This is a genomic window from Sphingomonas sp. (assembly GCF_019746015.1).
In the GTDB taxonomy this organism is placed as follows: Bacteria; Pseudomonadota; Alphaproteobacteria; order Sphingomonadales; family Sphingomonadaceae; genus Sphingomonas.
This window is the reverse complement of record NZ_JAIESM010000066.1, coordinates 1-25,324: the sequence shown is the minus strand read 5'-3', so window position 1 is coordinate 25,324 and position 25,324 is coordinate 1. Positions and strand designations below refer to the sequence as shown.

Below are 25,324 nucleotides of genomic sequence, written 5' to 3'. Positions count from 1 at the left end.
GTTCGAATTTGGCGAGCGGCACCGCTATGCGCTCACCCCGATCCTGTTCCTGCTGGCGGCCGGCGCGCTGGTCGAGGCGCGGCGCCGGGCGCCGCGCCCCGTCTCGACAGCCCGGCGTTAGCGCTGACCGCCGCGCCACCCGAACAGCCGCGCCCGCAGCCCCTGCAGCACGTCCGCCACCGAAACCGGGCGCGGCGTGGTACCGGTGCTTGCGCTAACGGTGCCCGGGCCGCTGAGCGATACCGACAGGTTGCGAGTGGAGGACTGGCCCGAGACCTGCCCGTTGCCGCTGGTGTCAGCCGTGATCGATACGAACTCGCCACCCGGTCCGCTCGACGCGATGCTGCTGACGAACGACGAGGACCGGGCCAAAGCCGCACCGGGGGCAAGCGCCGCCAGGGCGGCCGCCGAAATGATCAGTTTGCGCACGAACATCGTCTCTCTCCTTGAAAGACCGGCACGGCGGTGCACGCCCGCATCTACCGGCCAAGCAAAGCTGGACGAAGGCAATGACAGTTCGTTTACGCCGGTCAGCTGTCCGCCCCGCCGTCAAGCCATGTTATCGTAACGGATACGTCGTCATGCCTCGCGGTAAAGACGAACGCCGATCAGGCCTTTGACGCGACGCTCTCCGGCAGGTCGACGCCGAACACCCGCTGATAATATTCGGCCACCAGCGCGCGTTCCGCTTCGTCGCACTTGTTGAGGAACGAGACGCGGAAGGCAAAGCCTACATCCTTGAAGATGAGTGCGTTCTGCGCCCAGCTGATCACCGTGCGCGGGCTCATCACCGTGGAGATATCGCCATTGATGAAGCCGCGCCGTGTCAGATCTGCCACCCGCACCATATTGTCGACGGTCTGCTTGCCCTGTGGCTGGTCATATTCGCCGGATTTGGCGAGCACGATCTGCGCCTCGGTCGCGGCCGGCAGATAGTTGAGCGTCACGACGATGTTCCAGCGGTCCATCTGGCCCTGGTTGATCTGTTGCGTGCCATGGTACAGCCCGCTGGTATCGCCCAGGCCGACCGTGTTGGCGGTGGAGAACAGCCGGAACCACGGATTGGGGCGGATCACGCGGTTCTGGTCGAGCAGGGTGAGCTTGCCTTCGGTTTCCAGCACGCGCTGAATGACGAACATCACGTCGGGCCGGCCGGCATCATATTCGTCGAACACGAGCGCCGTCGGCGTCTGCAGCGCCCAGGGGAGCAGGCCTTCGCGAAACTCGGTGATCTGCTGCCCATCCTTCAGCACGATCGCGTCGCGCCCGATCAGGTCGATGCGGCTGATATGCGCGTCGAGATTGATGCGGATGCACGGCCAGTTCAGCCGTGCCGCCACCTGCTCGATATGCGTCGATTTGCCGGTGCCGTGATAGCCCTGCACCATCACGCGGCGGTTATGAGCAAAACCGGCCAGAATGGCGAGCGTGGTGTCGGGGTCGAACACATAAGCGGGGTCGAGATCGGGCACGCGCTCGTCCGCCTCGCTGAAGGCGGGGCATTCCATATCGACATCGATGCCGAACAGGTCGCGCACGCTCACCTTGCGGTCGGGGGCTTCCAGAATCGTGGTCGCGCGGCTGTCTGGCTGGATATTGGGAAGGTTGCTCATCACTCTGCCTTATCGATGCTCCTCCCCCCTAGCCGGTCGCCGCCGCCAAAGTCGAGATGGTTCGCACACCCTGCTACACTGCCGGCCTTCGACTCGGATGGAGAAAAAGCGGATGACCGAAGCACCTCAAGGCCCGGCCGCAGGGCTGACGCCGCATATCTGCATCCGCGACGGGCGCGCTGCGGAAGCCGTTGATTTCTATGTCCGTGCGTTCGGCGCACAGGAGCAGCGGCGGATGACCGCCGACGATGGCAAGCGGCTGCTCCATGCCCATCTGCTGATCAACGGGGCGTCACTGATGCTGAACGACGATTTCCCCGAAATGCGCGGCGGCCGGCCCAGCGGCGCGCCCGAGGCCATGGTGCTGCATCTGCAGGTCGATGATGCCGATGCCTGGTTCGCCCGGGCAGCGGCGGCCGGCGCGCAGGTTACCATGCCACTGGCGGACATGTTCTGGGGCGATCGCTATGGCCATGTGACCGATCCGTTCGGCTTCACCTGGTCGATCGGCGCCGCCATCAAGGGAGGCTGAGCGGCGTCGCCCTATCAGGCAAAGGCCGGCGACTTGCGCAGCGCCTGATAGGCCGCAATCACCGATTGCAGCCGGCCCTCGTGGCTGCGATCGCCGCCGTTGCGATCGGGGTGATATTGGCGGACCAGTTCGGAGTAACGCTGGCGCAGCGCCCGGCGGTCGGCATCGATGGCGAGCCCCAGCGTCTTCAGCGCGCGCCGGTCTGCGTCGGACAGGGGCCGGCCATCGGCGCGCTGGGCGGGGCGGGCTGCCTGAAACCGCGCAGAGATGGCCTCCAGCGGATCGGCAAAATCGGTCCAGATCGGCGGCCGGTCGGCGCCATTGGCGGCAAAGGCGCGCGTCTCGCGCTCCCACCCGGCATAGGGGCGCTGCGCGGCGCTGATTTCCTCCGCGCTCATCCCGGCAAAAAAGTTATAGCGCGCGTTGAACTCGCGGACATGGTCCAGGCAGAACCAGCGATAGGCAGGCGGCCCGTCGTGGCGCGCGCCTTCGGCGGGCGGCGCACGAAACTCGCCCGGCTCGGTGCAACCCGGCGCCATGCAAGTGACGCCCGCGCCCTCCACGCGCCCGTGAAAGCGCATCGGGCGGCCCCGCCGATCATGATCCTGTGTGGACAATCCGCTCCCCGTTCGCGCGAAAGCGTCTATATAGAAAGCATGACATCCAGCACCAGCACCCCCGGCCCCGTTGCCACCGAAATTGCCGAGCGCCTGACCCAGGCGCTGTCGCCCAGCCAGTTGCGCGTCATCAACGACAGCGCGCACCATGCCGGGCATATGGGCGACGACGGATCGGGTGAATCGCATTTCACCGTTGAGGTGGAAAGCGCCGCCTTTGCCGGACTTGCGCGGCTCGCGCGGCAGCGGCTGGTGAACCAGGCGCTGGGCGAGATGGTGGGCGGGCGCGTGCATGCGCTTGCCATCCGCGCCTGGGCGCCCGGCGAGGCATGAGCCGCCAGCCCCGCCCTGCCGCGCGCATCCTGCTGATCGACCCGGCAGGGCGCGTGCTGATGTTCCGCTTCACCGCGCATGACCGGCCGCCCTTCTGGTGCCCGCCCGGCGGGGCGTTGGAGTCGGGCGAAAGCTATCCCGCCGCCGCGCGGCGCGAATTGCTGGAGGAAACCGGCATCGATGCCGACCCCGGCGAGGAAGTGGCGCGCAAGCTCGTCGATTTCACCACGATCGAAGGCGTGGCAGTGAGCGCGGACGAACGCTATTTCGTGGTCCGCTCGGCAACCGACCGCATCGACACCGGCGGCCATACCGCGCTGGAACAGCGGGTGATGCGCAGCTGGCGCTGGTTCACGGCGGACGATCTGGCCCGCCACGACGAAATCTTCTATCCGGACGACCTGGCCGAACTGGTCGCCAGCCATGCGGAGATATCGGCATGAACGACGCGGTGCTGCTGACGCTCAACGCCACCAGCCACGATCTGGGCGGGTTCAGGGTGCACCGCGTGCTCCCCTCGCGCCCGCGCACCATGGTCGGGCCGTTCATCTTCTTTGATCAGATGGGGCCGGCGCAGCTGGCCGTGGGGGGTGGCATCGACGTGCGGCCGCACCCGCACATCAATCTGGCAACCGTCACCTATCTGTTTGCCGGCGCGATCGAGCATCGCGATTCGATCGGCAGCCATGTGGTGATCGCGCCGGGCGCCGTGAACCTGATGACGGCGGGGACCGGCATCGTCCACAGCGAACGCTCGCCGGCCGCCGAGCGCGCCGCCGGCCCGGCGCTCTCCGGCATCCAGACTTGGCTCGCGCTGCCCGAGCGTGACGAGGAAATGGCCCCCGCTTTCGAGCAGCGCGTGCCGGATGCGTTGCCGGTGATCGCGGCGCACGGGGCGCAGGCGCGCATCATCATGGGCACGCTGTGGGGCGAAACCGCGCCGACCACCACCTATGCCCACACCATCTATGCCGATATCGCGCTCGACGCCGGCGCCCGCGTGCCGATCGACCCGGAAGCCGACGAACGCGCGCTGTATGTGGCCTATGGCGAGGCGGAACTGGATGGCGTGCCGCTGTCACCGCAGACGCTCTATGTGCTGCGTCCCGGCATTTCCGCCACGCTCACCAGCACACATGGCGGCCGCGCGATGCTGTGCGGGGGCGAAGCCTTTGCCACCCCGCGCCATGTGTGGTGGAACTTCGTCAGCTCCTCGGCCGAGCGGATCGAGGCGGCAAAGGCCGCGTGGAAGGCCGGCGCGTTTCCGAAAGTGCCGGGCGACGAGGCCGAATTCATCCCCATTCCCGAGGTGCCGCTGACCCGCAGCCATTGACCGCATGCCGGTTGCGGCGCTGCCCCGATTCCTGTCTACTCTCCCGCAAAAGCGACAGGAGGATGCGATGCTTGACGAAATGACGCGGACCCGCGTGGCGCTGCCCACGGGTGTGGAGCTGGACGTGGTCACGGCCGGCGATCCGGCCGCGCCCGCGATGCTGATGCTGCATGGCTTTCCCGAATCGCACCGCACCTGGCGCCACCAGATCCCCGAATTCGCGCGCGACCATTTCGTCATCGCACCCGACCAGCGCGGCTATGCGCGGTCGTCGAAACCCGACGGGGTGGAGAATTACACCGCCGACAAGATCGTCGCCGATGCGCTCGCGCTGGCCGACCATTTCGGCAAGGACCGCTTCACGCTGGTCGGGCATGACTGGGGCGGCGCGGTCGCCTGGATGGCAGCGCTGCAGCACCCCGGCCGGGTGGCGCGGCTGATCATCCTCAACGCGCCGCATCCGCTGATCTTTCAGCGCACGATGTTCGACGATCCCGACCAGCGCCGCGCTAGCCAGTATATCCGCGCCTTCCGCGACACGGCGATCGACACGATGGTCGCCGACATCGGCGCCGAGGCGTTTTTCGACAAGACCTTTGTCGGCCATGCCAACCCGGTGAAGCTGGCCGAGGAACGCGCGCATTATGTCGACCAATGGTCGCAGCCGGGCGCGCTGACCGCGATGTTCAACTGGTATCGCGCCAGCGCCATCCAGGTGCCGGCGATGGATGAAAACCCGCCGCGTCCGGCGTTTCTGGACGCGCCCTTCCCGCCGCTGCAGATGCCGGTGCTGGTGATCTGGGGCATGGGCGACACCGCCTTGCGCCCCAGCCAGATTGTCGGGCTGGAGCCGCTGGTGCCGCAGCTGACGCTGGTAAAGATCGAAGAGGCCGGCCATTTCGTGCCGTGGGAAGCCCCGGCCGAGGTGAACGCCGCGATCCGGGGCTGGCTGGCGGGCTGAGCGGGAAGGTTTCAGCAAAGCTGAAACCGTCGCCGCACCTGCCCGCTCCCCCACCCGGCCACCCACAAGATACTGCCGTTGGGTGGCCGGGTGGGGGAGCGGGCCGGCACCGCCTCAACAAAACTGAAAAGCCCCCTACTGCTTCGCCGGCGCGGGCGCCGCGCCATCGGGCAGGCGGCGTGCGGGGGTCGGTGCCCCTTCCCACCCGCCGCCCAGCGCGCGGAACAGGCTGACCTGCGCCACGGCGACAGCCGCAGCCGCCTGGGCCAGCGCGGCGCGGGCATTGGCGCGGTCGCGTTCCGACTGGGTCAACTGCAGAAAATTGTCGAGCCCGCTGTCGAAGCGCAGCCGCGACACCCGCGCCGCGCTGGCGCTGGCCTGTTCGGCGCGGCGAAGCGCCTCGCGCTGGTCGAGCGCGCCGGCATAGCGGGCAAGCGCCTGTTCGGTTTCGTTGAGCGCGGTCAGCACCGCACCGTCAAAGCGGGCGAGCGACGCCTCGCTCTGCGCGCGGGCCTGGCGGATACGCGCGCGCGCCACCGTCTGGTTGGGGAAGGTCCAAGAGATCAGCGGGCCGACCGAATAATTGACCGAGGTCGGCTGAAACAGTTCGCTACCGCGCACGGCATTGAGGCCCACCCGCCCCAGCAGCTGGATGCGCGGATAAAGCTGCGACACGGCGACGCCGATCCGCGCGGTGTCGGCGGCCAGCGTGCGTTCGGCGGCGCGCACATCGGGGCGGCGGGCAATCAGCGCCGCGCCATCGCCGACGGGGATGGGCTGTTCGATCTGCGGAATGGCGGTGCAGCGATCGGCGGCGGCATCCACCTGCTCCGCCGGCCGCCCGGTCAGCGTCGCCAGCGCATAAAGCGCGGCGCGCCGTTCCGCCTCCAGCCCCGGCACCAGCGCCTCGGTCTGAGCGAGCAGCACATCGGCCTGATCGACATCGCGCCTGGTGCCGCGCCCGGCCGCGAACAGCCGCTTGGTGAGCTCCGACGTCTTGCGCTGCAAGTCCACCGTTTCGCGCGCGACCGCTAGCTGCGCGGCATTGCCACAGGCGGTGACATAGGCGCGCGCCGTTTCCGCCGCCACCGACACACGTGCCGCATCAAGCTGCGCGGCCGACGCTTCCACATCGCCGCGCCCGGCCTGGATCGCGCGGGTGATACCGCCGAACAGATCGATTTCGTAGGATGCGTCGAAATTCAGCTGGAACAAATCGAACTGAAAAGTGCGTGGCGGGCCGTTCGCCGCACCAAAGGCGGCAGCATTGGCGCTGTTGCCCTGCTGGCGCGTTACCTGAGCACCAGGCGAGAAGGTCGGCAGCCGCGCGCCGCGCTGCTCCATCAGCACTGCCCGCGCGCGCAGCAGATTGGCGGCCGCCACGCGCAGATCGGTATTGGCAGCCAGCGCATCGCGGATCAGCCGGTCAAGCTCGGGATCATTATAGAGCCGCCACCAATGGTCGGGCAGCGGTTGCGCGCTGATTCGCGCCTGCGCCGCGCGTTCCACCTCGCGCAGCTTGGCCTCGCTCGGCATCGGCGGCGCGGGCTTCACATAATTGGGGCCGACGACACAGGCCGCGAGCGGCAGCGCCAGCGCAAGCATGGGGACAAGGCGCCTCATTCCGCTGCCTCCACGGTCGGGTCGGGCGCGGCCGCCGGCTTGCGGCGCAGCCTCGCGCTCGCCCAGTCGCCCAGATTGCGGCTGATGACGTAGAAGGCGGGGGTGAACACCAGCCCGAAGCTGGTGACGCCGATCATCCCGAAGAACACCGCCACCCCCAGCGCCCGGCGCATCTCCGCCCCCGGCCCCGTGCCGATCACCAGCGGCAGCGTGCCCAGGATGAAGGCGATCGACGTCATCAATATGGGGCGCAGGCGCTGGGCGGCGGCATGTTCGGCCGCCTCGCGCAGCGCCATGCCCGCATCCTCATTCTGCTTGGCGAACTCGACGATCAGGATCGCGTTCTTGGCAGCCAACCCGATCAGCACCACCAGCCCGATCTGGGTGAGGATGTTGTTGTCCATCCCCATCAGATTGACGCCCAGGATCGCCGCCAACAGGCACATCGGCACGATCAGGATGACGGCAAAAGGCAGCACCAGGCTTTCATAATTGGCAGCGAGCAGCAGGAAGACGAACAGCACCGCAAGCGCGAACACCAGCGCGCCGGTATTGCCGGCCTGCTGCTGCTGATAGGCCAGCTCGGTCCATTCAAAACTCATCCCCGCCGGCAGCGTGCGCTTGGCGAGCGCCGCCATGGTGGCGAGACTCTGGCCCGAGGAATAGCCCCGCGCGGTATCCCCCTGCAGCTCGGCAGAGGGATAAAGATTGTAGCGGACGACGCGGTACGGCCCGACATCGTTCTTCAGCGTCAGCAGCGCATCGAGCGGCACTGTGGCGCCGGAAGCGGAGCGGGTGCGCAGCCGGCCGACATCCGACACGTCGTCGCGGTGGCCGGCATCGGCCTGCGCCGTCACACGATAGGTGCGGCCCAGGAAGTTGAAATCGTTGATATAGGTGGAGCCGAGATACGTGCCGAGCGTAGCGAACACATTCTGCACCGGCACCCCCAGCTGCTCGGCACGCTCACGGTCGATATCGGCCGACAGGCGCGGCGTGCGCGCGTTGAAGGTAGTGAAGGACGCCGCGATCCCCGGCTGCTGGTTCGCCTGGATCATCATCGCGAACGCCACCTGCTCCAGCGCCTGATAGCCCTGGTTCTGCCGGTCCTCGATCAGCATCTTCCAGCCGCCACCGGTGCCGATGCCGCGCACGGGCGGCGGCGGGATCACCAGCAGCACGCCATCGGTAATCGGCGCAAAGGCCTGGCGCAGCTCGTTGGCGACCGCGTCAGCGCCCTTGCGCTGGTCGTGCGGCTTCATCGCCACGAACATGGCGGCCGTATTGGGCTGGTTGGAGAAGGTTGCGCCGTCGAGCCCCGCAAAGGCCACCGTCGCCACGGCGGCGGGGTTCTTCAGCGCGATCTCCTGCGCACGGCGCAGCACGTCGGTGGTGCGCTGAAGCGAAGCGCCCGGCGGCAGCTGGGCAGCGACGATCAGATAGCCCTGATCCTGCGCCGGGATGAAGCCCGTCGGCGTCGCGGTGAAGCGCCAGCCCGCCAGCGCGATCAGCCCGGCATAGACGATCGCGATCAGCGCGAGCGCCCGCACCGCCCGCGCAGTGAACTTGCCATAGCGCCGGCTGAGGCTGTCGAACCCCGCATTGAACGCCCGCGCGAAGCGGCCGGCCAGCCCGGCAATGCCGGTCGCGGGTGCGGCTGCATGCTTGGGCCGCAGCAGCAGCGCGGCAATCGCCGGCGACAAAGTGAGCGAGACAAAGGCAGAAATCGCGGTTGCCGACACGATGGTCAGCGCGAACTGTTTGTAGAACTGGCCGGAAATCCCCGGAATGAAGCTGGTCGGGATGAACACCCCGCACAGCACCAGCGCAATCGCCACCAGCGCGCCGGAGACTTCATCCATCGTCTCATGCGCGGCGGCGCGGGGGGTTAGGCCCTTTTCCTCCATCAGCCGCTCGATATTCTCGACCACCACGATCGCGTCGTCGACGACGATGCCGATCGCCAGCACCATGCCGAACAGCGACAGGTTGTTGATCGAAAAGCCGAACGCCGCGAGCACCGCGAACGAGCCGATCAGCGACACCGGAATCGCGATGATCGGGATCAGCGCCGCGCGCCAGCTCTGCAGGAACAGCAGCACCACGAACGACACCAGCAGCAGCGCCTCGAACAAGGTGCGCTGCACTTCCTCGATCGACGCCTCGATATATTCGGTGGGGTTGTAGGGGATGCGATAGGTCAGCCCGGCCGGAAAGGCGCGCGCCGACTGGGCGAGCTCGTCCTTCACCGCCGCCGCCGTCGCCAGCGCGTTGGAACCCGGCAGCTGGGTGATGCACACCGCCGTCGTCGGCTGGTTGGAGAAGAACGGATTGATCCCGTAATCCTGCGCGCCCAGTTCGATGCGGGCGACATCGCGCAGCCTTGTCATCCGGCCCAGCGTGTCGCGCTTCAGGATGATGTCGCCAAATTCCTCGGGCGTTTTCAGCCGGCCCTTGGTCTCGATCCCCAGCTGGAAAGCGGTGCCGCCCTGGCTGAACGGCGGCTGGCCGACCGCGCCCACCGCCACCTGTGCATTCTGCCCGCGCACGGCAGTGGTGATCTCGTCCACCGTCAGGTTGCGCGCCGCCGCCAGATCGGGGTCGATCCACACCCGCATATTATAGTCGCGCGCGCCGAAGATGCGGGCACCGCCCACCCCCTTCAGCCGCTTCAGCCGGTCGATGATCTGGGTGGTGGCATAGTTGGAGATATATTGCTGGCTGAGCGATTTGTCGGGCGAGAACAAGGTGGTGCACAACAGGATGTCAGGCGAATCCTTGCGCACCGTGACGCCGATCTGGCGGGTTTCCTCGGGCAGACGTGGTACCGCCTCCGCCACGCGGTTCTGCACCAGCACCTGCGCCTGGTCGACATTGGTGCCTGGCGCAAAGGTGATGGTGATCGCCAATGCCCCGTCGCCGGTCGACGACGAGGTCATGTAAATCATCTTCTCGACGCCGTTGATCGATTCCTCCAGCGGCGCCGCAACCGTTTCGGCCAGCGTTTCGGCGGTCGCGCCGGGGAAGCTCGCGTTCACCACCACGGTGGGCGGCGCGATGTCGGGATATTGGGCGACCGGCAACAGCGGATAGGCAACCGCGCCGAACACGATGATCAGCACCGAGAGCACCGCCGCGAAGATCGGCCGGTCGATGAAGAAATGCGGGAAGCGCATCGCCTAGCTGGCCTTTGCTTCGGCAGACGGCGGGGTGGTGACGGTGGGGGCGCCGGGCGCGGTGTCGGGCGCGCGCGGGGTTAGCTTGGTCAGGTTCGCCTGCACCTTCATGCCGGGCTGCAGGCGGGTCAGGCCGTTGATGACGATCTTGTCGCTGGGCTTCAGCCCCTCGCGCACCACCCGCAGCCCCTCGACCGGCGGACCGGTGACGACCGGGCGCGGTACCACCGTGCTGTCAGCCGCAAGCACATAGACCAGCTTGCGTGTCTGGTCGGCCAGGATCGCTTCGTCGGGCACCAGCATCGCGCGATAGGTGCCAGAGCCCAGCAGGCGCGCCCGGCCGAACAGCCCCGGCGTCAGGAATCCAGTGGGGTTGGCGACCACCGCATGGGCGCGGATGGTGCCCGAATTGGTGTCGATCGCATTGTCGACAAACGCCATCCGCCCCTTCCAGCGAAAGCCGGTTTCATCGGCCAGCTGGATTTCGATGGGGTTGGGCGCGTCGCGCGACGAGCGCCGCTCGCCGCTGGCATCCTCGCGCAGATATTTGAGGTAGAAGCTTTCCGCACCGTCAAAGGTGAACCAGATCGGGTCGATCGAAACGATGCGCGTCAGCACCGTCTGGCCATCCTGCACCAGATTGCCACGGCTCACCCGCCGGTCCGAAATCCGGCCGGAGATCGGCGCGCGCACGACCGTGAAGCCAAGGTTGAGCGCGGCGGTGCGCACCTGCGCGCGCGCGGCGGCCAGATCGGCAATGGCGGTGCGGGCGGCGGCCTCGCGCGTCTCGAATTCCTCACGGCTGATTGCCTGCGATTCGAGCAGTGTCTTGGCGCGGGCCAGTTCGCTTTCGGCGTTGGTCACGCTCGCCTGCGCGCGGCCCAGCTGCGCGCGCGCCTGGTCATAGGCGGCGCGATAGGGGCGCGGATCGATGATGAACAGCGGCTGCCCCTGCTGCACGCGCTGCCCGTCCGCGAACAGGATCTGGTCGATCGCGCCCGAGGCGCGCGGCCGCAGCTCGACATCCTGCGGTGCTTCAAACCGGCCGATATACTCGTCCCAGTTCACCACATCGCGCTGCAGCGGCACGGCAACGGTAACCACCGTAGGCGGCGGGCCAGGCGGCGGGCCACCCGAAGAGCAGCCGCCGACGACAAGAACTGGGCTGAGGGCAGAAACCAGACACGCCAAGCGAACGAAGGGCGGTTGCCGCATGCGCCTATCTCCCGGAAAGGAGGGACCAGGCACGCGGCCCCACAAACAGTTATCGCGCCGACTCGGCTTTGTTTTCTGACGCATAGTGATCCATCGCGGTAACGTTTGCAAGCATGGGGCCGGCGCCAGTGACCGCCGCCGACCCGAGCAAACGCGCGGCATCGCCAATGGTGCCGGCGTTGCGCCACGATCGTTACACCCCCTTGCGCTTGTGCGGTGCAGCGCGCAGACTGATGGCATTGGGGGAGTGTGATTATTGGCCGCAGCCTTTGACGAAATGCGTGGCGATGGCTCGCTGATCCGCGAGGTCTATGCCCATGTCGCCGAATGGCTTGCCGAAACACCCGACCAGCAGCTCCACACCCGCCGGGCGCAGGCGGAACTGTTTTTCCGCCGCATCGGTATCACCTTTGCGGTTTATGGCGACGCGGATGCCAGCGAGCGGCTGATCCCGTTCGACATCGTGCCGCGCATCCTGTCCCGCCGGGAATGGCAACGGCTGGAAGCGGGCCTCATCCAGCGCGTGGGCGCGCTGAACGCGTTTCTGAACGATGTCTATGGCGCGGGTGAAATCCTGAAGGCGGGCATCATTCCAGAGGACCTGGTCAGGCAGAACCCGCAATATTGCCTGCACGCCACCACGCTGCGCCCGGCGCACGGCGTTTATACCCATGTCGCCGGCATCGACATCGTGCGCACCGGGCCTGACGCCTTCTATGTGCTGGAGGACAATGCCCGCACGCCCTCTGGCGTTTCGTACATGCTGGAAAACCGCGAGGTGATGCTGCGGCTGGCGCCCGAACTTTTTGCGCGTCACCGCGTGGCGCCGGTGGAGGACTATGCCGAGACATTGCTCGCCACGCTGCGCTCGGTCGCGCCGCCGCGCTGCCGGGGCGAACCGACGGTGGCGGTGCTGACGCCGGGCTTCCACAATTCGGCCTATTACGAGCACAGCTTCCTGGCCGACAAGCTGGGCGTCGAACTGGTCGAGGGCGGCGATCTGGTGGTGAAGGACGATGTGCTGTTCATGCGCACGACCGAGGGGCCACGCCGGGTCGACGTGCTCTATCGCCGGGTCGACGATGCCTATCTCGATCCGCTGGTGTTCAAGCCGGACTCGATGCTGGGCGTGCCTGGCATCATCGCCGCGCACGCCGCCGGCAACCTGACCATCGCCAATGCGATCGGCACCGGCATTGCCGATGACAAGGCGATCTACAGCTACATGCCCGAAATCGTGCGCTTCTATACCGGCGCCGACCCGCTGATCGACAATGTGCCGACCTGGCGCTGCCGCGAGGCGGACGCGCTCGCCTATGTGCTCGACAATCTCGCCGAGCTGGTGGTGAAGGAAGTCGATGGTTCGGGCGGCTATGGCATGCTGGTCGGGCCGCACGCGACGCGCGCCGAAATCGCCGCCTTTGCCGACAAGCTGCGCGCGGCGCCCGAAAAATTCATCGCCCAGCCCACGCTGGCGCTGTCGACCTGCCCGACGCTGGCCGATGGCGGCATCGCGCCGCGCCATGTCGATCTGCGCCCGTTCGTGCTGACCGGTGCACATGGCACGCGGATCGTGCCCGGCGGGCTGACCCGGGTCGCGCTGAAGGAAGGGTCGCTGGTGGTGAATTCCAGCCAGGGCGGCGGCACCAAGGATACCTGGGTGGTCGATGACTGACCGCCGCTTTTCCCGGAGCGCGTGCTGATGCTGTCGCGCACCGCCAGCGCGCTCTATTGGACGGGGCGCCATATCGAGCGTGCCGATTTCGTCTCGCGCCTGATCGACGCGACGCTGCGGCTGGCGGCGCTGCCATCGAGCTATGGCGGCGATGTCGGCGCCTGGTCGGGCGCGCTGGCCGCCGCCGGGGTGCTGGTGCCGTTCGAGGCGAAGGCCGGCGAAATGAGCGAGCGTGCGGCGATCCAGTTCCTGTCGCTCGACCCCGACAATCCCTCGTCGATGCGCAGCTGCATCGAACAGGCCCGCACCAACGCGCGCGCGGTGCGCACCGCGCTGACCGCCGAGACATGGGAAGCGATCAACACCGCCTGGCTCGATCTTCAGCGCTTCGGCACGCGGCTGGAAAACCGCCCGACACTCAACCGGCTGCTCGAATCGGTCAAGTCGTCGGCGCTGTCCTTCGATGGCGCGACCCACCGCACGATGCTGCGCGACGATGCCTATTGGTTCATCCGCATGGGCGCCGCGATCGAACGCGCGGACAACACCGCCCGGCTGGTCGACGTGAAATATCACCTGCTGCTGCCGCGCGACGAACCGGTGGGCGGCAGTCTGGACTATTTCCAGTGGACGACGATCCTGCGCACTGTGTCCGCGCTCACCGCCTATCGCCACCTGTATCGCGACAGCCTGAAGCCGTGGCTGGTCGCCGATCTGCTGATCCTCAACCGGCGCGTGCCGCGCTCGCTGGCGGCCTGCGCGCATGATCTGGTGCGCTATCTCGACCTGCTCGCCGCGCATAGCGGCCGGCGCGGCCCGGCCCATCGCCAGGCAGCGAAGCTCGCGACCAGCCTGAGCGATGTCGATATCGGCACGCTGTTCCAGCGCGGGCTGCACGAAACCATCCAGGACTTCCTGGCCGAGAATAACCGGCTGGGCATGCTGATCGGGGAGCAATATCTGTTTTGACGCCATGCGGCTGCGACTCGATCATCTGACCCGCTACAGCTATGCGAACCCCGCCGCCGATATCGTGCAGGCGCTGCGGGTGACGCCATCGGCGCATGACGGGCAACACATCATCCGGTGGCGGGTCGATATCGACGCCGACGGCACGCTACGCGAGAGCGTCGACGCGTTCGGCAATCAGGTGACGATGTTCTATGCCAGCACCACCGTCGAGACGATTGCGATCCGCGTGACCGGCGAGGCCGATATCGAGGATCGCGCGGGCGTTGTTCGGGCTAGGGAACCCCTGCCGGCGGCGGTCTTCCTGCGCGCCACGCCGCTGACCGAACCATCGCCGGACATCGCCGCGCTCGCCGCACGCTTTGCCGACGCACCGGCGCTCGACGCGCTGCACGCGCTGTGCGCGACGCTCTATCACGAAATGCGCTTCGAGCCGGGCCTGACCGACGCCGCCACCCCCGCTGCCGTCGCGCTCGCCGCCGGGCACGGCGTATGCCAGGATTTCGCGCACATCTTCATTGCCGCCGCGCGCCAGCTGGGCGTGCCGGCGCGCTATGTTTCCGGCCATCTGGCCCGCGACGCGCAGCAGGAAGCCGCCCATGCCTGGGCCGAAGCGCATGTGCCAGGGCTGGGCTGGGTGGCGTTCGACCCGGCCAATGGCATCTGCACGACCGATCATTATCTGCGCGTCGCGATCGGGCTGGACTATCTGACCGCGGCACCGCTGCGCGGCGCCCGGCGTGGCGGCGGCGCGGAATCGCTGACGGTCACGGTCGATGCGGCGGCATCGGCGCGGCAGCAATAGAGGCGACGGAAGCGGGACATGACCTATTGTGTTGGCATCAGGGTGCGCGAAGGACTGGCAATGATTGCCGACACGCGCACCAATGCGGGCGTTGACGACATTTCGATCTATCGCAAGCTGCGCGTGTTCGGGAATGACGGCAAAAGGCTGATCGTGATCGCCTCGGCGGGCTCGCTGTCGACGACGCAGGCGGCGCTCCAGCGGCTGGCGCGTGGCGTGCTCAATCCGGAAACGGGCGAGGCCGAAACGCTCGAGAATGTCGACGATATTTTCAGCGCCGCGCTGGCCGCCGGCCGCGCGATCCGCGCCTCGCGCGACGCGATGGCCGGGCTGCAGCAGGATGACATCAGCTACGACACCACCTTCCTGGTCGGCGGCTCGATCGGCGGCGAGCCGACCCGGCTGTTCCTGGTCTATCCGCAGGGCAATGCGATCGAGTGCCAGCCGGACACACCCTATCTCCAGATTGGCGAGAATAAATATGGCAAGCCGATCCTCGACCGCTCGCTGCGCTACGACACACCGCTCAGCGAGGCGTTGAAGGTCGCGCTGATATCGTTCGATTCGGCGATGCGTTCGAACCTGGCGATCGGGCTGCCGATCGACATGGTGGCCGCGCGCGACGGCATGTGCTCGGCCGAAATCGAGCGGCGGATCGACGAGGACGACGCCTATTTCCACGATCTGTCGTCGCGCTGGTCGGTCGCGCTGGCGCATGCCCGCGCGGCGATTCCCGACCCGCCTTATTGGGCGTAAGCATTCGTGCGCCGGTTTCAGCCGGGCTGAAACCGCGACGGCGCCGGCCCGCTCCCCCACCCGGCCACCCATAAAATACTGCCATTGGGTGGCCGGGTGGGGGAGCGGGCCGGTGCCGCATCGATCAGGCGAAAGCCGCGCTAAAACCGCCAGCCCAACGTCACCGTGCCGGTTGCGCCGCTGAGCGCGGGGCCACGCCCGCCCTCGCTGAACGCGGGCAGGCGCGGGGTAATCTCGGCGCGGGTGATGTCGGTATCGACATAGAGGACGGTCAAGCTCAGCCGCCGCCGGGTGAAGCGCGCGCCGAGCGACCAGTCCCAATAGGCGCCCGTCGGCGTCAGCGAAAATCCGTTCGGCCCCAGCCCCGCGCTGCCACGCGCATGGCCGACATGGCCGAGCAGCGACAGCGGCCGGCCCGGCACGCCGAACTCGGCATCGGTATAGACGTAGAGCGCGTCACGGCGCTGCCCCCGGCTGGCAGGCGTGCCGGCAAAATTGCCCAGCGAGCGCTGGCGCGGCGCATAAGCGAGGCCCGCCGTCACCGTCAGCGGTCCGATGGTGTTGGCATAGCTGCCGGTCAGCTCGACGAAATCGCTGCGCCCGCCGCCGCCGGGATAGAGATACCAGGTCAGCCCCGCATCGACCGTGCCTTGCGCCAGCGGCCGGCGGATACCGGCATAGAGCTGCATTTCCACCGGCGCGCCACCGCTGCCGCCAAAGCCCGCGACCCGGCTGGCCAGCACCCCGCCATAGATACCGCTGGCATTATGGGTGACGAGCACTGAAAGCTGTGCCGAGGGTTGATTGTCCGACCGGGAAATGCCGCGCGCGCGATAATCGCTGAGAACGCGGACCTCGCCTTCCACCGTCACCGGCTTGGGCGGGGCGGTGTCCTGCGCGGCGGCGGGTGCCGCGACCAACAGGGGCAGCGCCAGCAGCAGCGGCGCGGCGGCACGCCACCTCATCCCCGCACCGCGCGGAACCGGGCAAGGCCCGCCGCCAGATCGGCGATCAGATCGTCGCTATCCTCCAGCCCGATCGACAGGCGCACCAGCGGCCCGGCGAAATCTGGGCTGGTGGCGGTGCGATAACGCGCCGGATCAACCGGGATCGCCAGGCTTTCAAAGCCGCCCCAGCTATAGCCGATGCCGAACAGCTCCAGCCCGTCGATCAGCGCCGCGCGCGCGGCCTCATCCCCCCCGTTCAGCACGAAGGCGAACAGCCCGGCCGGCCCGGCAAAGTCGCGCATGAACGTCGCATGCCCCGGGCTGCCGGGCAGCGCCGGGTGGAGCACGCGCGCCACTTCCGGCTGCTGCTCCAGCCAGCGCGCGATGGCGAGCGCGCTGCGCCCCTGTTCGGCCAGCCGCAGCGCCATGGTGCGCAGGCCGCGCGCCGCCAGCCAGGCGTCATCGGGGCTCGCGACCTGGCCCAGCTGGAAGCTGGTGTCGCGCAGCCGGGCGAAATGCCCGGGCGCTGCAGTGACCGCGCCCAGCATCACGTCCGAATGGCCGCCGACATATTTGGTGCCGGCAAGGATGGTCAGGTCCACGCCGTTCCTGATCGCGGGGAACAGCAGCGGCGTTGCCCAGCTATTGTCGAGCAACGTCACCAGCCCGCGCGCGCGCGCGACGGCGGTGATGGCGGGCACATCCTGCACCTCGAAGGTCAGGCTGCCCGGGCTTTCGAGCAGGATCGCGCGGGTGGCCGGGCCGATCAGGTCGGCAATGTCCGCCCCGATCAGCGGATCGTAAAAGCGGGTGGTGATCCCCAGCCGGCGCAGCAGCCCGGTCGCCAGGCTGCGCGTCGGATCATAGGCCGAATCGACGCAGAGCAGTTCGTCGCCCGGCTGCAGCACGCTGAGCAGCGCCGCCGCCACGGCGGCCACGCCCGACGGATAGAGGAACGTCCCCTCCGCCCCCGGCTCCAGCTCGGTCAGCGCGTCGGCGAGCGACCACTGCGTCGGCGCGCCACGCCGGCCATAGAACAGCCGGTGGTGCGTGTCGCGCCCGCCCGCCGCGCGCAGATCGGCAACCGACTCATACAGATGGGTCGAGGCCCGCCACACCGGCGGGTTGACCACCCCTTGCGTCCATTCGGCCCGGCGCCCGGCGGTGACGACCCTGGTCCGGTCGCCCCGCTGCTTGGTCACGCGGTCAGCACCGTGGCTGCTCCCATTGCCTTGGGCGTGGTGCGGTCCGCGCCCCATTCGGCCCAGGCGCCGTCATAGAGCGCGGCGGTATTGCCCAGCAGCTGGGCACCGAACACCAGCACGGCGGCGGTAATGCCGGAGCCGCAGGTGGCGACAACGGGCTTGGCCAGGTCGATCCCCGCCTCGTCGAACACCGCCTTCAGCGCGTCGCCCTGCTTCCAGGTGCCATCGGCGTTGAACAGCGTGGCATAATGGATGTTGGCCGAGCCCGGGATGTGCCCGGCATGGGTCGCGGGGCGCGGATCGGGTTCCTCGCCGGAGAAGCGCGCGGGGCTGCGTGCGTCCACCACCTGTTCGGCCTTGCTGTCCAGATTGGCCTTCATCTGGTCCAGCCGGCGGACGCGGGCATCATCGGCCCAGACGGTGAAGTGGCGGTGGCGCAGGCTTTCCTTGCCGCTGGCCACCGCGCGCCCCTCCGCCTGCCACTTGGCCAGGCCACCATCGAGAATGGCAACATCGTGCGCGCCGAACACCTTCAGCATCCACCAGGCGCGCGCCGCCGTGTGCAGCGGCGAATTGTCGTACAGGACGATGCGACTGCCATCGCCCAGCCCCAGCGACTGCATGCGGCTGGCGAATTTTTCGGGGCTCGGCAGCATGCTGGGCAGCGGGGAGGACAGATCGGCGATTTCCGCCAGATCCATGAACACTGCGCCTGGAATATGCGCCGCGTCATATTCGGCCGCCGCATCGCGGCCATGCTCGGCCAGGAAATAGGTCGCGTCGACGACCCTCAGGTCGCTTGCCTGCAATTCGCCAGCCAGCCAGTCGGTCGTCACCAAAGCGTCCATAGGTCGTATCTCCGTGTTGCGCCCTCTTTCCTAATCGCAGGCGGCGGGCGAGTCGAGCAAGGGCGTGGCGCCGGCCGCGTGCTTCGCTTATGGGGCGGGCATGACTGCGCTTACCCCACGCCATCTGGGCCAGACCAGCCCGCTGCCGCAAAGCCCGGAAGAAGCGGTGCTGGACTATGTGCCCAATCCGCGCCCCGGCCGGCCCTATCTGGTGCGTTTCACCGCGCCCGAATTCACCTCGCTCTGCCCGGTGACCGGCCAGCCGGACTTTGCCCATCTGGTGATCGACTATGCGCCGGCAGAAACGATCGTCGAATCGAAGTCGCTGAAGCTGTTTCTGGGCGCGTTCCGCAATCATCAGGCGTTTCACGAGGATTGCACCGTCGGCATCGCCGAACGGCTGGTGGCGGAAATGGCACCGCTATGGCTGCGCATCGGCGGCTATTGGTATCCGCGCGGCGGCATTCCGATCGACGTGTTCTGGCAGTCCGGCCCGCCGCCCGAGGGGCTGTGGCTGCCCGACCAGGGCGTGCCCGGCTATCGCGGGCGCGGCTGACGACCGCTAGCTGCGGAACAGGCCGCCCAGCACCCCGCGCACCAGCTGGCCGACCAGCCCGCCGCTGCTGTTGCTGCCGCGGCGGCTGCCGGTGCCCAGCACCTGCTTGGCGACTTCGTTGGCGACCTGGCGGGTGATGGTGCTGGTCGCGGTGCGCGCGGCAGAGGTTGCGACCTTGCCCCAGACCGAATCTCGGGCGGCGCGGGCCGCTTCCTTGGCCTGCGCGGCTTCGGCCTTGGCACTGTCATCAGCGGCCTGTGCTTCGGCAGCGGCGGCGGCCGCCTGTTCGGCCTTGGCGGCAAGCACTTCCTCAGCCGATTCCCGGTCGACCAGCGTGTCATATTTGCCGCCGATCGCGTCGGTTTCGACCAGGGTCTTGCGCTCCTCCGGGGAAATCGGCCCCACGCGCGATGAGGGCGGCTTGATCAGCACGCGCTCGACCGGCGTCGGCGCGCCATCCGCCATCAGCAGCGACACCAGCGCCTCCCCCACTTTCAGCTCGGTGATGACCGTCTCGACATCGATTTCCGGGTTGGGACGGAAGGTGGTCGCCGCCGACTTCACCGCTGCCTGGTCACGCGGCGTGAAGGCGCGCAACGCGTGCTGCACGCGGTTGCCCAGCTGACCGGCGACATCCTGGGGAATGTCGATCGGGTTCTGGGTGATGAAATAAATGCCCACGCCCTTCGACCGGATCAGCCGCACCACCTGCGCGATCTTGTCGATCAGCGCCTTGGGCGCCTCGTCGAACAGCAGATGCGCCTCGTCGAAGAAGAAGACGAGCTTGGGCTTGTCGGGGTCGCCCACCTCGGGCAGCTCCTCGAACAGCTCGCTCATCAGCCAGAGCAGGAAAGTGGCATAGAGCTTGGGGCTGGCCATCAACTTGTCGGCGGCGAGAATGTTGACCACGCCGCGCCCGGCATCGTCGGTGGCGATGAAGTCGGCCAGCGTCAGCGCCGGCTCGCCGAAGAAATGCTCGCCGCCTTGCGAGCGCAGCTGGAGCAGCGCGCGCTGGATGGTGCCGACCGACTGGCGAGTGACATTGCCATAGGTCGCGGTCAGGTCTGCCGCGTGGTCGGCGCAATAGACCAGCATCGCCTGCAGGTCGTCGAGGTCGAGCAGCAGCAGCCCTTCCTTGTCGGCGACGTGAAAGGCGATGGTCAGCACGCCTTCCTGGGTTTCGTTGAGGTCGAGCAGCCGGGCGAGCAGCACCGGCCCCATCTCGCTGATCGTCGCGCGGATGGGGTGGCCCTGTTCGCCGAACAGGTCCCAAAGCTGCACCGGCACCGCCGCATAGGCCCAGTCGGCATAGCCGATATCGGCGGCGCGCGCCTTGAAGATCTCATGCGTCTTGGCGGTGGCAGCGCCGGGCATGGACAGGCCGGCCAGATCGCCCTTCACGTCGGCGACAAAACAGGGAACGCCGACGGCGGAAAACCCCTCGATCATGCCCTGGATCGTGACCGTCTTGCCGGTGCCGGTCGCGCCCGCGATCAGCCCGTGCCGGTTGGCGCGTTTCAGCTCGATCGCCTGCGGGCTGCCGCCGCCCGACTTCGCGCCGATGAACATCGATCCCGCCATGCCGATCCTCCTGTTTTCAGGGAAAGATAGGCATGATGCGCGGCGCGGGGGAAGCCGTAAAAGTCCCCCGCGCCGGGCGATGGCTTATTTCTTCAGCCGCACCGCGATGAAGCCGCCCGGCTGGCGGCCGCGCTGGATGAACAGCAGCACCGCGTCGCGATTCTGCGCCTTGGCCTCGTTCACCAGCCGGGCGACATCCTCGACCGTGTTCACCGGCTGGCGATTGATCGAAACGATCAGGTCGCCCCGCCGCAGGCCCTTCTGCGCAGCGTCGCCAGCGCCGTCGACCGAGGTGATCACCACGCCGCGTGCGGTGCTGTCCAGCCCCAGCGCGTTGCGGATCTGCGCGGTCAGCTCGGTCACCGTCAGGCCCAGCGTATTGGTCATCGCCTGGTCGGTCTGGTTGTCGCCGCGGTCGGGCACGGCATTGTCGTCGTCCTGGCCGACCGCCGCGCTCAGCGCCTCTTCCGAGGGCCGCGTGCCGGCAGTCGCGGTCAGCACCAGCGGCCGGCCGTCGCGCACCACGTCGAGCTTGATCGGCTGGCCCGGCTTCACCGCGCCGACCAGATAGGTCAGCGTCTGGTCCGGCGTCACGTCCTGCCCGTTCACACGCACCACCACGTCGCCCTGCTTCACGCCGGCCTTGTCGGCGGGGCCGGCGGGTTCGACGCGGCTGATCAGCTCGCCCCGGTTCTTGGGCAGGTTGAGCGCGGCGGCGATATCCTCGGTCAGCGGCTGGATGCCGACGCCCAGATAGCCCCGCTTCACCGTGCCGCCGGCCATCAGCGTGTCGATGATCGGCTTGGCCTGCTCGGCCGGAATGGCAAAGCCGATGCCGATATTGCCGCCTGAGGGGCTGAGAATCTGCGAATTGATGCCGATCACCTCGCCGCGCAGGTCGAACATCGGCCCGCCCGAATTGCCCTGGTTGATCGACGCGTCGGTCTGGATGAAGCGGTCATACGGCCCCAGCCCCGTTGCCCGGTGCAGCGCCGAGATGATGCCCGCCGTCACCGTGGAGCCGATGCCGAACGGGTTGCCGATCGCGATGATCCAGTCGCCCACCCGCGCCTTGGTCGAATCGCCGAAGCGCACGAACGGGAAGGGGCCGCCATCGATCTTCAACAGCGCCAGGTCCGACGCGACGTCGCGGCCGATCAGCCGCGCCTTATATTCCTTGCGGTCGGGCAGCGTGACGGTGATCGATTCAACCGTCGCGCCGCGCGCACCCGGCGCCACGACATGGTTGTTGGTGACGATATAGCCATCGGCCGAGACGAAGAAGCCCGAGCCGAGCGACTGGGCCTGGCGCGTCTGCGGCTGGGCATCGCCCTGGCCGCCACCGCCGCCGAACTGGTTGAAGAAATCCTGAAACGGCGTGCCGGCAAAGGGGTTCTGCTGCGGCTGCACCTTCACGCTCTGCTTGGTGGAGATGTTGACCACGGCCGGCTGGAGCCGGGCGACCAGATCGGCAAAGCTCATCGGCGCGCCGGCGCGCGGCGCGATCGCCGACATCGCCTGTGGGTCGTTCTGCGCGGTCTGCGCATCGGCCGTGGCCGGCGCCTGCGTGGCAAGCGTTGCGGCGGCACCGCCCAGCAGCAAGGCACCGGTAATCGCATAGGCGTAACGCACTGTCTGTCCCTTCCTCATCAAGCGCACCAAGCGGGGCGATGTCTTGCCCAGTCAGGCTGAACGGCAATTGAACATGAACGCCGGTTCAGGGCCGCGCGGCACCGCGCCCGCTGAACTGTTTCAAATAGGCATCATTGGGTGACAGGATCACCTGGGTTTCGCCCTGGCCCTGGCTGAAGGTGACGCGATAGGACTGCATCGCCCGATAGAAATCATAAAAGCCGGGGTCCTTGTTGAAACTGTCGGCATAGATGCGCGAGGCATTGGCATCGGCCTGGGCGCGGATGATCTGTGCCTGCTTTTCCCCTTCCGCCCGGATCGCGGCGGCCTGTTGCTGGCGCGCACTGGCCATGCGGGCGAGCGCGCTTTCCAGCGGCGTGCCCTCGGGCAGGTCGGCATGGCGGATGCGCACATCGACGATCTGCACGCCATAGTCGCTGGCGCGGCGCTGCAGGGCGGTGCGGATGTTCAGCATCACCCGCCCGCGCTCGGGGCTGAGCAATGCGCTCGACGGCTGCTTGCCCAGTTCGTTGCGCAGCGCCGTACCCAGCAGCGGTTGCAGGCGTTCGCCCACCAAAGTTTCGGTCGCGCCGGTGCTGCCGGTCGACACCACCGCCTTCAACGGGTTGACGATGCGGAAGCGGGCAAAGGCATCCACCTCCAGCGGCAGCTGATCGGTGGAGAGCAGGGGCTGTGACGACAGATCAACGCTCAACACGCGCTTGTCGATCAGCACGACGCGGTCGAAGAACGGCACCTTGGCGATCAGCCCGGCGTCGCTTGCGCCCAGCGGCTGGCCCTGGCGCCACACATTCACCGTGCGCACCGGCTGCTCGAAGCGCAGGATCACCGCCTGCGACGTTTCCGGCACGATCGTGAAGCTGGAGGCGAGCACAATGAGGAGCAGCAGCGCGGCGATGCCGGCACCCATGGCGGAGCGGAAAAAGGGCGGCATCAGCGCTTCCCTCCCGGCGGCGAGACGACGACATCGGCTTCGGGCGCGCGTGGCGTCATCCCCGGCAGCGGCAGATAGGGGGCGACACCGGGCGCCTCCAGAATGACCTTGTTCTGCTTGGCGAGCACGGCTTCCATCGTTTCATAATACATGCGCCGGCGGGTCACGTCGGGCGCGAGTTTATACTGTTCATAGGCCAGGTCGAACTGCTTGGCCTCCGCCTCGGCGCGGGCGGTGATCTGCTGGGCAGCGCTGCGCGCGCGGTTGAGGTTCGACTGCGCCTCCTGCTGCGCGGCGCTCACCAGCTTGAAATCGTCGCGCACCTTTTCGGGCGCGGCGGCATTGTTGATGTCGACGCCGGTGACGCTGACGCCCGAATGATAGTCGTTCAGAATCTGCTGCATCAGCGTGCGCACGCGGATGGCGATCTGCGCGCGGCCGGCGCCGATTGCCTCGTCAAGCGTGACGGTGGCCATCACCGCGCGCATCGCGGCCTCGGCCACGGCCGCGACGGTCTGGTCCGGGTCGGCCAGTTCGAAGCTGTAATCCTGCGGGTTGTTGACGTTCCACGAGACCTTGTAGCTGAGGTCGACGATGTTCTGATCGCCGGTCAGCACCAGATTCTGGCCCGTACCGGCGGCCGGGAAATAGATGTCGCGGATCTTTTCGACATCCACCCGCTTCACCGCCGCAATCGGGGCGGGCAGCGTCAGGTTGATGCCGGGCGCCAGCGTGCCGGCATAACGGCCGAAAAAGGTAACCACCCCGCGCTGCTGCGGCGCGATCTGGTGGACGCTGGTGAACAGCACCCAAAGCGCGACGATGACCACCGCGCCGCCGATCCACAGCCCGCGCATCGCCGGCCCGCCCGGCAGGCCGCCAAAGCCGCCGCCCGGCCCGCCGGGGCCACCGCCGCCGCGGGCACGGCGCAGGAATTCGTCGAGCGCGGTCGGCTTCGATCCGCGCGGCGGCCGGCCGCCCGGCGGCATCGACCAGGGATTGCGCGGCCCGTCATCATCGCCGCCCCAGGGGCTTTTCGGCTTGTCGTTCATCATGTCGAAGATGCGCGATCGGAACGCGGGGAACAGTCTCATACCCCCTTTATAGGGGGCGTGTGGCGGAAAAACAGTGGCAACCGTGTTGGCGATGCGTATCAGCGGGCGGCATGAGCAGCACCGAAACCCTTGTCGCGCATCTCGCCCCGATTGCCGCCGGCCGCGTCTCCGCCCGGCTGGAGGGCGGCCGCGCCCGCCTGATCCTCGACATCACCGGCCTTCACCCCGACACCCATGCCGCGCTCGAGGCGCAGCTGCGGGCCGCCGCGCTTGCCGTGCCGGGGGTGGCGGAGGTGCAGATCGCGCTGACCAGCGAGCGGGTGAAGCGGCGCATCATCGCGGTCGCCAGTGGCAAGGGCGGCGTCGGCAAGTCGACCGTTGCCGCCAATCTGGCGATCGGGCTGCACCGGCTGGGCCGGCGGGTCGGGCTGGTCGATGCCGACATCCATGGCCCCTCGCAGCCGGTGCTGATGGGGGTCGCGGGCATCCGGCCCAAGGCGCGCGAGAAGGTGCTGCTGCCGGTGGAAACGCCGCACGGCGTGCCGCTGCTGTCGATGGGCCAGCTGGTCGCGCCCGAACAGGCGATTGCCTGGCGCGGGCCGATGCTGGCCGGGGCGCTGGCGCAGCTGCTCGACGCCGATTGGGGCGCGGCCGAGATCATCGTGCTCGACCTGCCGCCGGGCACCGGCGACGTGCAGCTGAGCATGCTGCAGAAATATCGCCCGGCCGGCGCCGTGATCGTGTCGACCCCGCAGGACCTGGCGCTGATCGACGCGCGCCGCGCGATCGACCTGTTCGTAAAGGCAGGCGTGCCGCTGATCGGCCTGATCGAGAATATGGCGGGCTATCGCTGCCCGGCGTGCGGCGCGGTGTCGGACCCGTTCGGCCAGGGCGGGGCACAGGCAGCGGCGGCGGCGCTGAACATTCCGTTCCTTGG

The 25,324-nt window shown here is 67.9% G+C and carries 24 protein-coding genes; 11 read left to right on the top strand and 13 right to left on the bottom strand.

The genetic code is table 11. The features are described 5' to 3' along the window. Nucleotides 1–117: 117 nt before the first annotated feature. Complete coding sequence (locus tag K2Y03_RS09775; RefSeq protein WP_294090416.1) at nucleotides 118–435, bottom strand: hypothetical protein; 318 nt, start codon at nucleotides 433–435, stop codon at nucleotides 118–120. 173 nt (nucleotides 436–608) lie between these two features. Further along, on the bottom strand, nucleotides 609–1,613 hold the full coding sequence (gene cobS, locus K2Y03_RS09770; protein WP_294090414.1) for a cobaltochelatase subunit CobS: 1,005 nt from the start codon (nucleotides 1,611–1,613) through the stop codon (nucleotides 609–611). Nucleotides 1,614–1,725: 112 nt separating this feature from the next. Between cobS and K2Y03_RS09765 the strand changes: the two genes are divergently transcribed. Then, nucleotides 1,726–2,145 (top strand): VOC family protein, encoded by a 420-nt coding sequence (locus K2Y03_RS09765; RefSeq protein ID WP_294090413.1) that lies wholly within the window; start codon nucleotides 1,726–1,728, stop codon nucleotides 2,143–2,145. A 14-nt stretch (nucleotides 2,146–2,159) separates the two neighbouring features. On the opposite strand, the gene K2Y03_RS09760 is transcribed toward K2Y03_RS09765, so the two are convergent. Then, nucleotides 2,160–2,726, bottom strand: a complete 567-nt coding sequence (locus K2Y03_RS09760) for a J domain-containing protein (RefSeq protein WP_294090411.1) — start codon at nucleotides 2,724–2,726, stop codon at nucleotides 2,160–2,162. A gap of 75 nt (nucleotides 2,727–2,801) precedes the next feature. Between K2Y03_RS09760 and K2Y03_RS09755 the strand changes: the two genes are divergently transcribed. The 4 genes from K2Y03_RS09755 (at nucleotide 2,802) to K2Y03_RS09740 (ending at nucleotide 5,389) form a co-directional block, all read left to right on the top strand. After that, nucleotides 2,802–3,095 carry a BolA family transcriptional regulator gene (locus K2Y03_RS09755; protein WP_294090409.1) on the top strand — a complete coding sequence of 98 codons (294 nt, stop codon included), beginning with the start codon at nucleotides 2,802–2,804 and terminating at the stop codon, nucleotides 3,093–3,095. Then, nucleotides 3,092–3,538: an NUDIX domain-containing protein gene (locus K2Y03_RS09750; RefSeq protein ID WP_294090407.1), complete on the top strand. Its 447-nt coding sequence runs from the start codon at nucleotides 3,092–3,094 to the stop codon at nucleotides 3,536–3,538. Before K2Y03_RS09755 ends, K2Y03_RS09750 begins: the two co-directional genes overlap by 4 nt. Further along, nucleotides 3,529–4,428, top strand: coding sequence for a pirin family protein (locus tag K2Y03_RS09745; protein WP_294090420.1), 900 nt, complete (start codon nucleotides 3,529–3,531; stop codon nucleotides 4,426–4,428). Before K2Y03_RS09750 ends, K2Y03_RS09745 begins: the two co-directional genes overlap by 10 nt. A 67-nt stretch (nucleotides 4,429–4,495) precedes the next feature. Further along, on the top strand, nucleotides 4,496–5,389 hold the full coding sequence (locus tag K2Y03_RS09740) for an alpha/beta fold hydrolase (RefSeq protein WP_294090405.1): 894 nt from the start codon (nucleotides 4,496–4,498) through the stop codon (nucleotides 5,387–5,389). Between the two features lie 135 nt (nucleotides 5,390–5,524). On the opposite strand, the gene K2Y03_RS09735 is transcribed toward K2Y03_RS09740, so the two are convergent. From K2Y03_RS09735 to K2Y03_RS09725, 3 genes are read right to left on the bottom strand one after another with little or no spacing between them, the layout of a single operon-like run. Continuing rightward, the gene (locus tag K2Y03_RS09735; RefSeq protein WP_294090403.1) at nucleotides 5,525–7,012 is read right to left on the bottom strand and encodes an efflux transporter outer membrane subunit; all 1,488 of its coding nucleotides are present in this window, start codon (nucleotides 7,010–7,012) and stop codon (nucleotides 5,525–5,527) included. Beyond that, complete coding sequence (locus tag K2Y03_RS09730; protein WP_294090401.1) at nucleotides 7,009–10,188, bottom strand: efflux RND transporter permease subunit; 3,180 nt, start codon at nucleotides 10,186–10,188, stop codon at nucleotides 7,009–7,011. Before K2Y03_RS09730 ends, K2Y03_RS09735 begins: the two co-directional genes overlap by 4 nt. Nucleotides 10,189–10,191: 3 nt before the next feature. Further along, nucleotides 10,192–11,292 carry an efflux RND transporter periplasmic adaptor subunit gene (locus K2Y03_RS09725; RefSeq protein WP_294090399.1) on the bottom strand — a complete coding sequence of 367 codons (1,101 nt, stop codon included), beginning with the start codon at nucleotides 11,290–11,292 and terminating at the stop codon, nucleotides 10,192–10,194. A gap of 388 nt (nucleotides 11,293–11,680) precedes the next feature. Between K2Y03_RS09725 and K2Y03_RS09720 the strand changes: the two genes are divergently transcribed. The 4 genes from K2Y03_RS09720 to K2Y03_RS09705 are packed head-to-tail and all read left to right on the top strand — an operon-like array spanning nucleotide 11,681 to nucleotide 15,608. Continuing rightward, nucleotides 11,681–13,078: a circularly permuted type 2 ATP-grasp protein gene (locus K2Y03_RS09720; RefSeq protein ID WP_294090418.1), complete on the top strand. Its 1,398-nt coding sequence runs from the start codon at nucleotides 11,681–11,683 to the stop codon at nucleotides 13,076–13,078. Nucleotides 13,079–13,105: 27 nt separating this feature from the next. Next, complete coding sequence (locus K2Y03_RS09715) at nucleotides 13,106–14,047, top strand: alpha-E domain-containing protein (RefSeq protein WP_294090397.1); 942 nt, start codon at nucleotides 13,106–13,108, stop codon at nucleotides 14,045–14,047. A 4-nt stretch (nucleotides 14,048–14,051) separates the two neighbouring features. Next, complete coding sequence (locus K2Y03_RS09710; RefSeq protein ID WP_294090395.1) at nucleotides 14,052–14,852, top strand: transglutaminase family protein; 801 nt, start codon at nucleotides 14,052–14,054, stop codon at nucleotides 14,850–14,852. Nucleotides 14,853–14,870: 18 nt separating this feature from the next. Then, nucleotides 14,871–15,608 carry a peptidase gene (locus K2Y03_RS09705; protein WP_294090393.1) on the top strand — a complete coding sequence of 246 codons (738 nt, stop codon included), beginning with the start codon at nucleotides 14,871–14,873 and terminating at the stop codon, nucleotides 15,606–15,608. 140 nt (nucleotides 15,609–15,748) lie between these two features. Here K2Y03_RS09705 and K2Y03_RS09700 read toward each other — a convergent pair whose 3' ends face one another. From K2Y03_RS09700 to sseA, 3 genes are read right to left on the bottom strand one after another with little or no spacing between them, the layout of a single operon-like run. Further along, complete coding sequence (locus tag K2Y03_RS09700) at nucleotides 15,749–16,573, bottom strand: TorF family putative porin (protein ID WP_294090391.1); 825 nt, start codon at nucleotides 16,571–16,573, stop codon at nucleotides 15,749–15,751. Next, nucleotides 16,570–17,814: a cystathionine beta-lyase gene (gene metC, locus K2Y03_RS09695; RefSeq protein ID WP_294090389.1), complete on the bottom strand. Its 1,245-nt coding sequence runs from the start codon at nucleotides 17,812–17,814 to the stop codon at nucleotides 16,570–16,572. The genes K2Y03_RS09700 and metC overlap by 4 nt, the downstream gene beginning before the upstream one ends. Further along, nucleotides 17,754–18,608 (bottom strand): 3-mercaptopyruvate sulfurtransferase, encoded by an 855-nt coding sequence (gene sseA / locus K2Y03_RS09690; protein WP_294090387.1) that lies wholly within the window; start codon nucleotides 18,606–18,608, stop codon nucleotides 17,754–17,756. Before sseA ends, metC begins: the two co-directional genes overlap by 61 nt. A 100-nt stretch (nucleotides 18,609–18,708) precedes the next feature. Here sseA and queF point away from each other — a divergent pair, with 100 nt between their 5' ends. After that, a complete protein-coding gene (queF, locus tag K2Y03_RS09685; RefSeq protein ID WP_294090385.1) occupies nucleotides 18,709–19,164 on the top strand; it encodes a preQ(1) synthase in 456 nt (151 codons plus the stop codon). A 6-nt stretch (nucleotides 19,165–19,170) separates the two neighbouring features. On the opposite strand, the gene K2Y03_RS09680 is transcribed toward queF, so the two are convergent. The 4 genes from K2Y03_RS09680 to hflK all read right to left on the bottom strand — a co-directional run bounded on the left by K2Y03_RS09680 (nucleotide 19,171) and on the right by hflK (nucleotide 24,426). Then, the gene (locus tag K2Y03_RS09680) at nucleotides 19,171–20,745 is read right to left on the bottom strand and encodes a helicase HerA-like domain-containing protein (RefSeq protein WP_294090383.1); all 1,575 of its coding nucleotides are present in this window, start codon (nucleotides 20,743–20,745) and stop codon (nucleotides 19,171–19,173) included. A gap of 84 nt (nucleotides 20,746–20,829) precedes the next feature. After that, nucleotides 20,830–22,377, bottom strand: coding sequence for a Do family serine endopeptidase (locus K2Y03_RS09675; RefSeq protein WP_294090381.1), 1,548 nt, complete (start codon nucleotides 22,375–22,377; stop codon nucleotides 20,830–20,832). 85 nt (nucleotides 22,378–22,462) lie between these two features. Next, nucleotides 22,463–23,332, bottom strand: coding sequence for a protease modulator HflC (gene hflC, locus K2Y03_RS09670; RefSeq protein WP_294090380.1), 870 nt, complete (start codon nucleotides 23,330–23,332; stop codon nucleotides 22,463–22,465). Continuing rightward, nucleotides 23,332–24,426, bottom strand: a complete 1,095-nt coding sequence (gene hflK, locus K2Y03_RS09665) for a protease modulator HflK (protein ID WP_294090379.1) — start codon at nucleotides 24,424–24,426, stop codon at nucleotides 23,332–23,334. The genes hflC and hflK overlap by 1 nt, the downstream gene beginning before the upstream one ends. Before the next feature lie 71 nt (nucleotides 24,427–24,497). Between hflK and K2Y03_RS09660 the strand changes: the two genes are divergently transcribed. Further along, nucleotides 24,498–25,324, top strand: an 827-nt coding sequence (locus tag K2Y03_RS09660; protein WP_294090377.1) for an Mrp/NBP35 family ATP-binding protein, incomplete at its 3' end; no start/stop codon positions are given.

Bases quoted from the DNA above. Each gene is read 5' to 3' on its own strand.
- K2Y03_RS09760 (WP_294090411.1), bottom strand. From the start codon at position 2,726: ATGCGCTTTCACGGGCGCGTGGAGGGCGCGGGCGTCACTTGCATGGCG.
- K2Y03_RS09750 (WP_294090407.1), top strand. From the start codon at position 3,092: ATGAGCCGCCAGCCCCGCCCTGCCGCGCGCATCCTGCTGATCGACCCG.
- K2Y03_RS09755 (WP_294090409.1), top strand. From the start codon at position 2,802: ATGACATCCAGCACCAGCACCCCCGGCCCCGTTGCCACCGAAATTGCC.
- sseA (WP_294090387.1), bottom strand. From the start codon at position 18,608: ATGGACGCTTTGGTGACGACCGACTGGCTGGCTGGCGAATTGCAGGCA.
- K2Y03_RS09735 (WP_294090403.1), bottom strand. From the start codon at position 7,012: ATGAGGCGCCTTGTCCCCATGCTTGCGCTGGCGCTGCCGCTCGCGGCC.
- K2Y03_RS09730 (WP_294090401.1), bottom strand. From the start codon at position 10,188: ATGCGCTTCCCGCATTTCTTCATCGACCGGCCGATCTTCGCGGCGGTG.
- K2Y03_RS09700 (WP_294090391.1), bottom strand. From the start codon at position 16,573: ATGAGGTGGCGTGCCGCCGCGCCGCTGCTGCTGGCGCTGCCCCTGTTG.
- K2Y03_RS09775 (WP_294090416.1), bottom strand. From the start codon at position 435: ATGTTCGTGCGCAAACTGATCATTTCGGCGGCCGCCCTGGCGGCGCTT.
- K2Y03_RS09680 (WP_294090383.1), bottom strand. From the start codon at position 20,745: ATGGCGGGATCGATGTTCATCGGCGCGAAGTCGGGCGGCGGCAGCCCG.
- K2Y03_RS09720 (WP_294090418.1), top strand. From the start codon at position 11,681: ATGCGTGGCGATGGCTCGCTGATCCGCGAGGTCTATGCCCATGTCGCC.
- K2Y03_RS09705 (WP_294090393.1), top strand. From the start codon at position 14,871: ATGACCTATTGTGTTGGCATCAGGGTGCGCGAAGGACTGGCAATGATT.
- queF (WP_294090385.1), top strand. From the start codon at position 18,709: ATGACTGCGCTTACCCCACGCCATCTGGGCCAGACCAGCCCGCTGCCG.
- K2Y03_RS09765 (WP_294090413.1), top strand. From the start codon at position 1,726: ATGACCGAAGCACCTCAAGGCCCGGCCGCAGGGCTGACGCCGCATATC.
- K2Y03_RS09715 (WP_294090397.1), top strand. From the start codon at position 13,106: ATGCTGTCGCGCACCGCCAGCGCGCTCTATTGGACGGGGCGCCATATC.
- K2Y03_RS09740 (WP_294090405.1), top strand. From the start codon at position 4,496: ATGCTTGACGAAATGACGCGGACCCGCGTGGCGCTGCCCACGGGTGTG.
- hflC (WP_294090380.1), bottom strand. From the start codon at position 23,332: ATGCCGCCCTTTTTCCGCTCCGCCATGGGTGCCGGCATCGCCGCGCTG.
- hflK (WP_294090379.1), bottom strand. From the start codon at position 24,426: ATGAGACTGTTCCCCGCGTTCCGATCGCGCATCTTCGACATGATGAAC.
- cobS (WP_294090414.1), bottom strand. From the start codon at position 1,613: ATGAGCAACCTTCCCAATATCCAGCCAGACAGCCGCGCGACCACGATT.
- K2Y03_RS09710 (WP_294090395.1), top strand. From the start codon at position 14,052: ATGCGGCTGCGACTCGATCATCTGACCCGCTACAGCTATGCGAACCCC.
- metC (WP_294090389.1), bottom strand. From the start codon at position 17,814: ATGGGGCGCGGACCGCACCACGCCCAAGGCAATGGGAGCAGCCACGGT.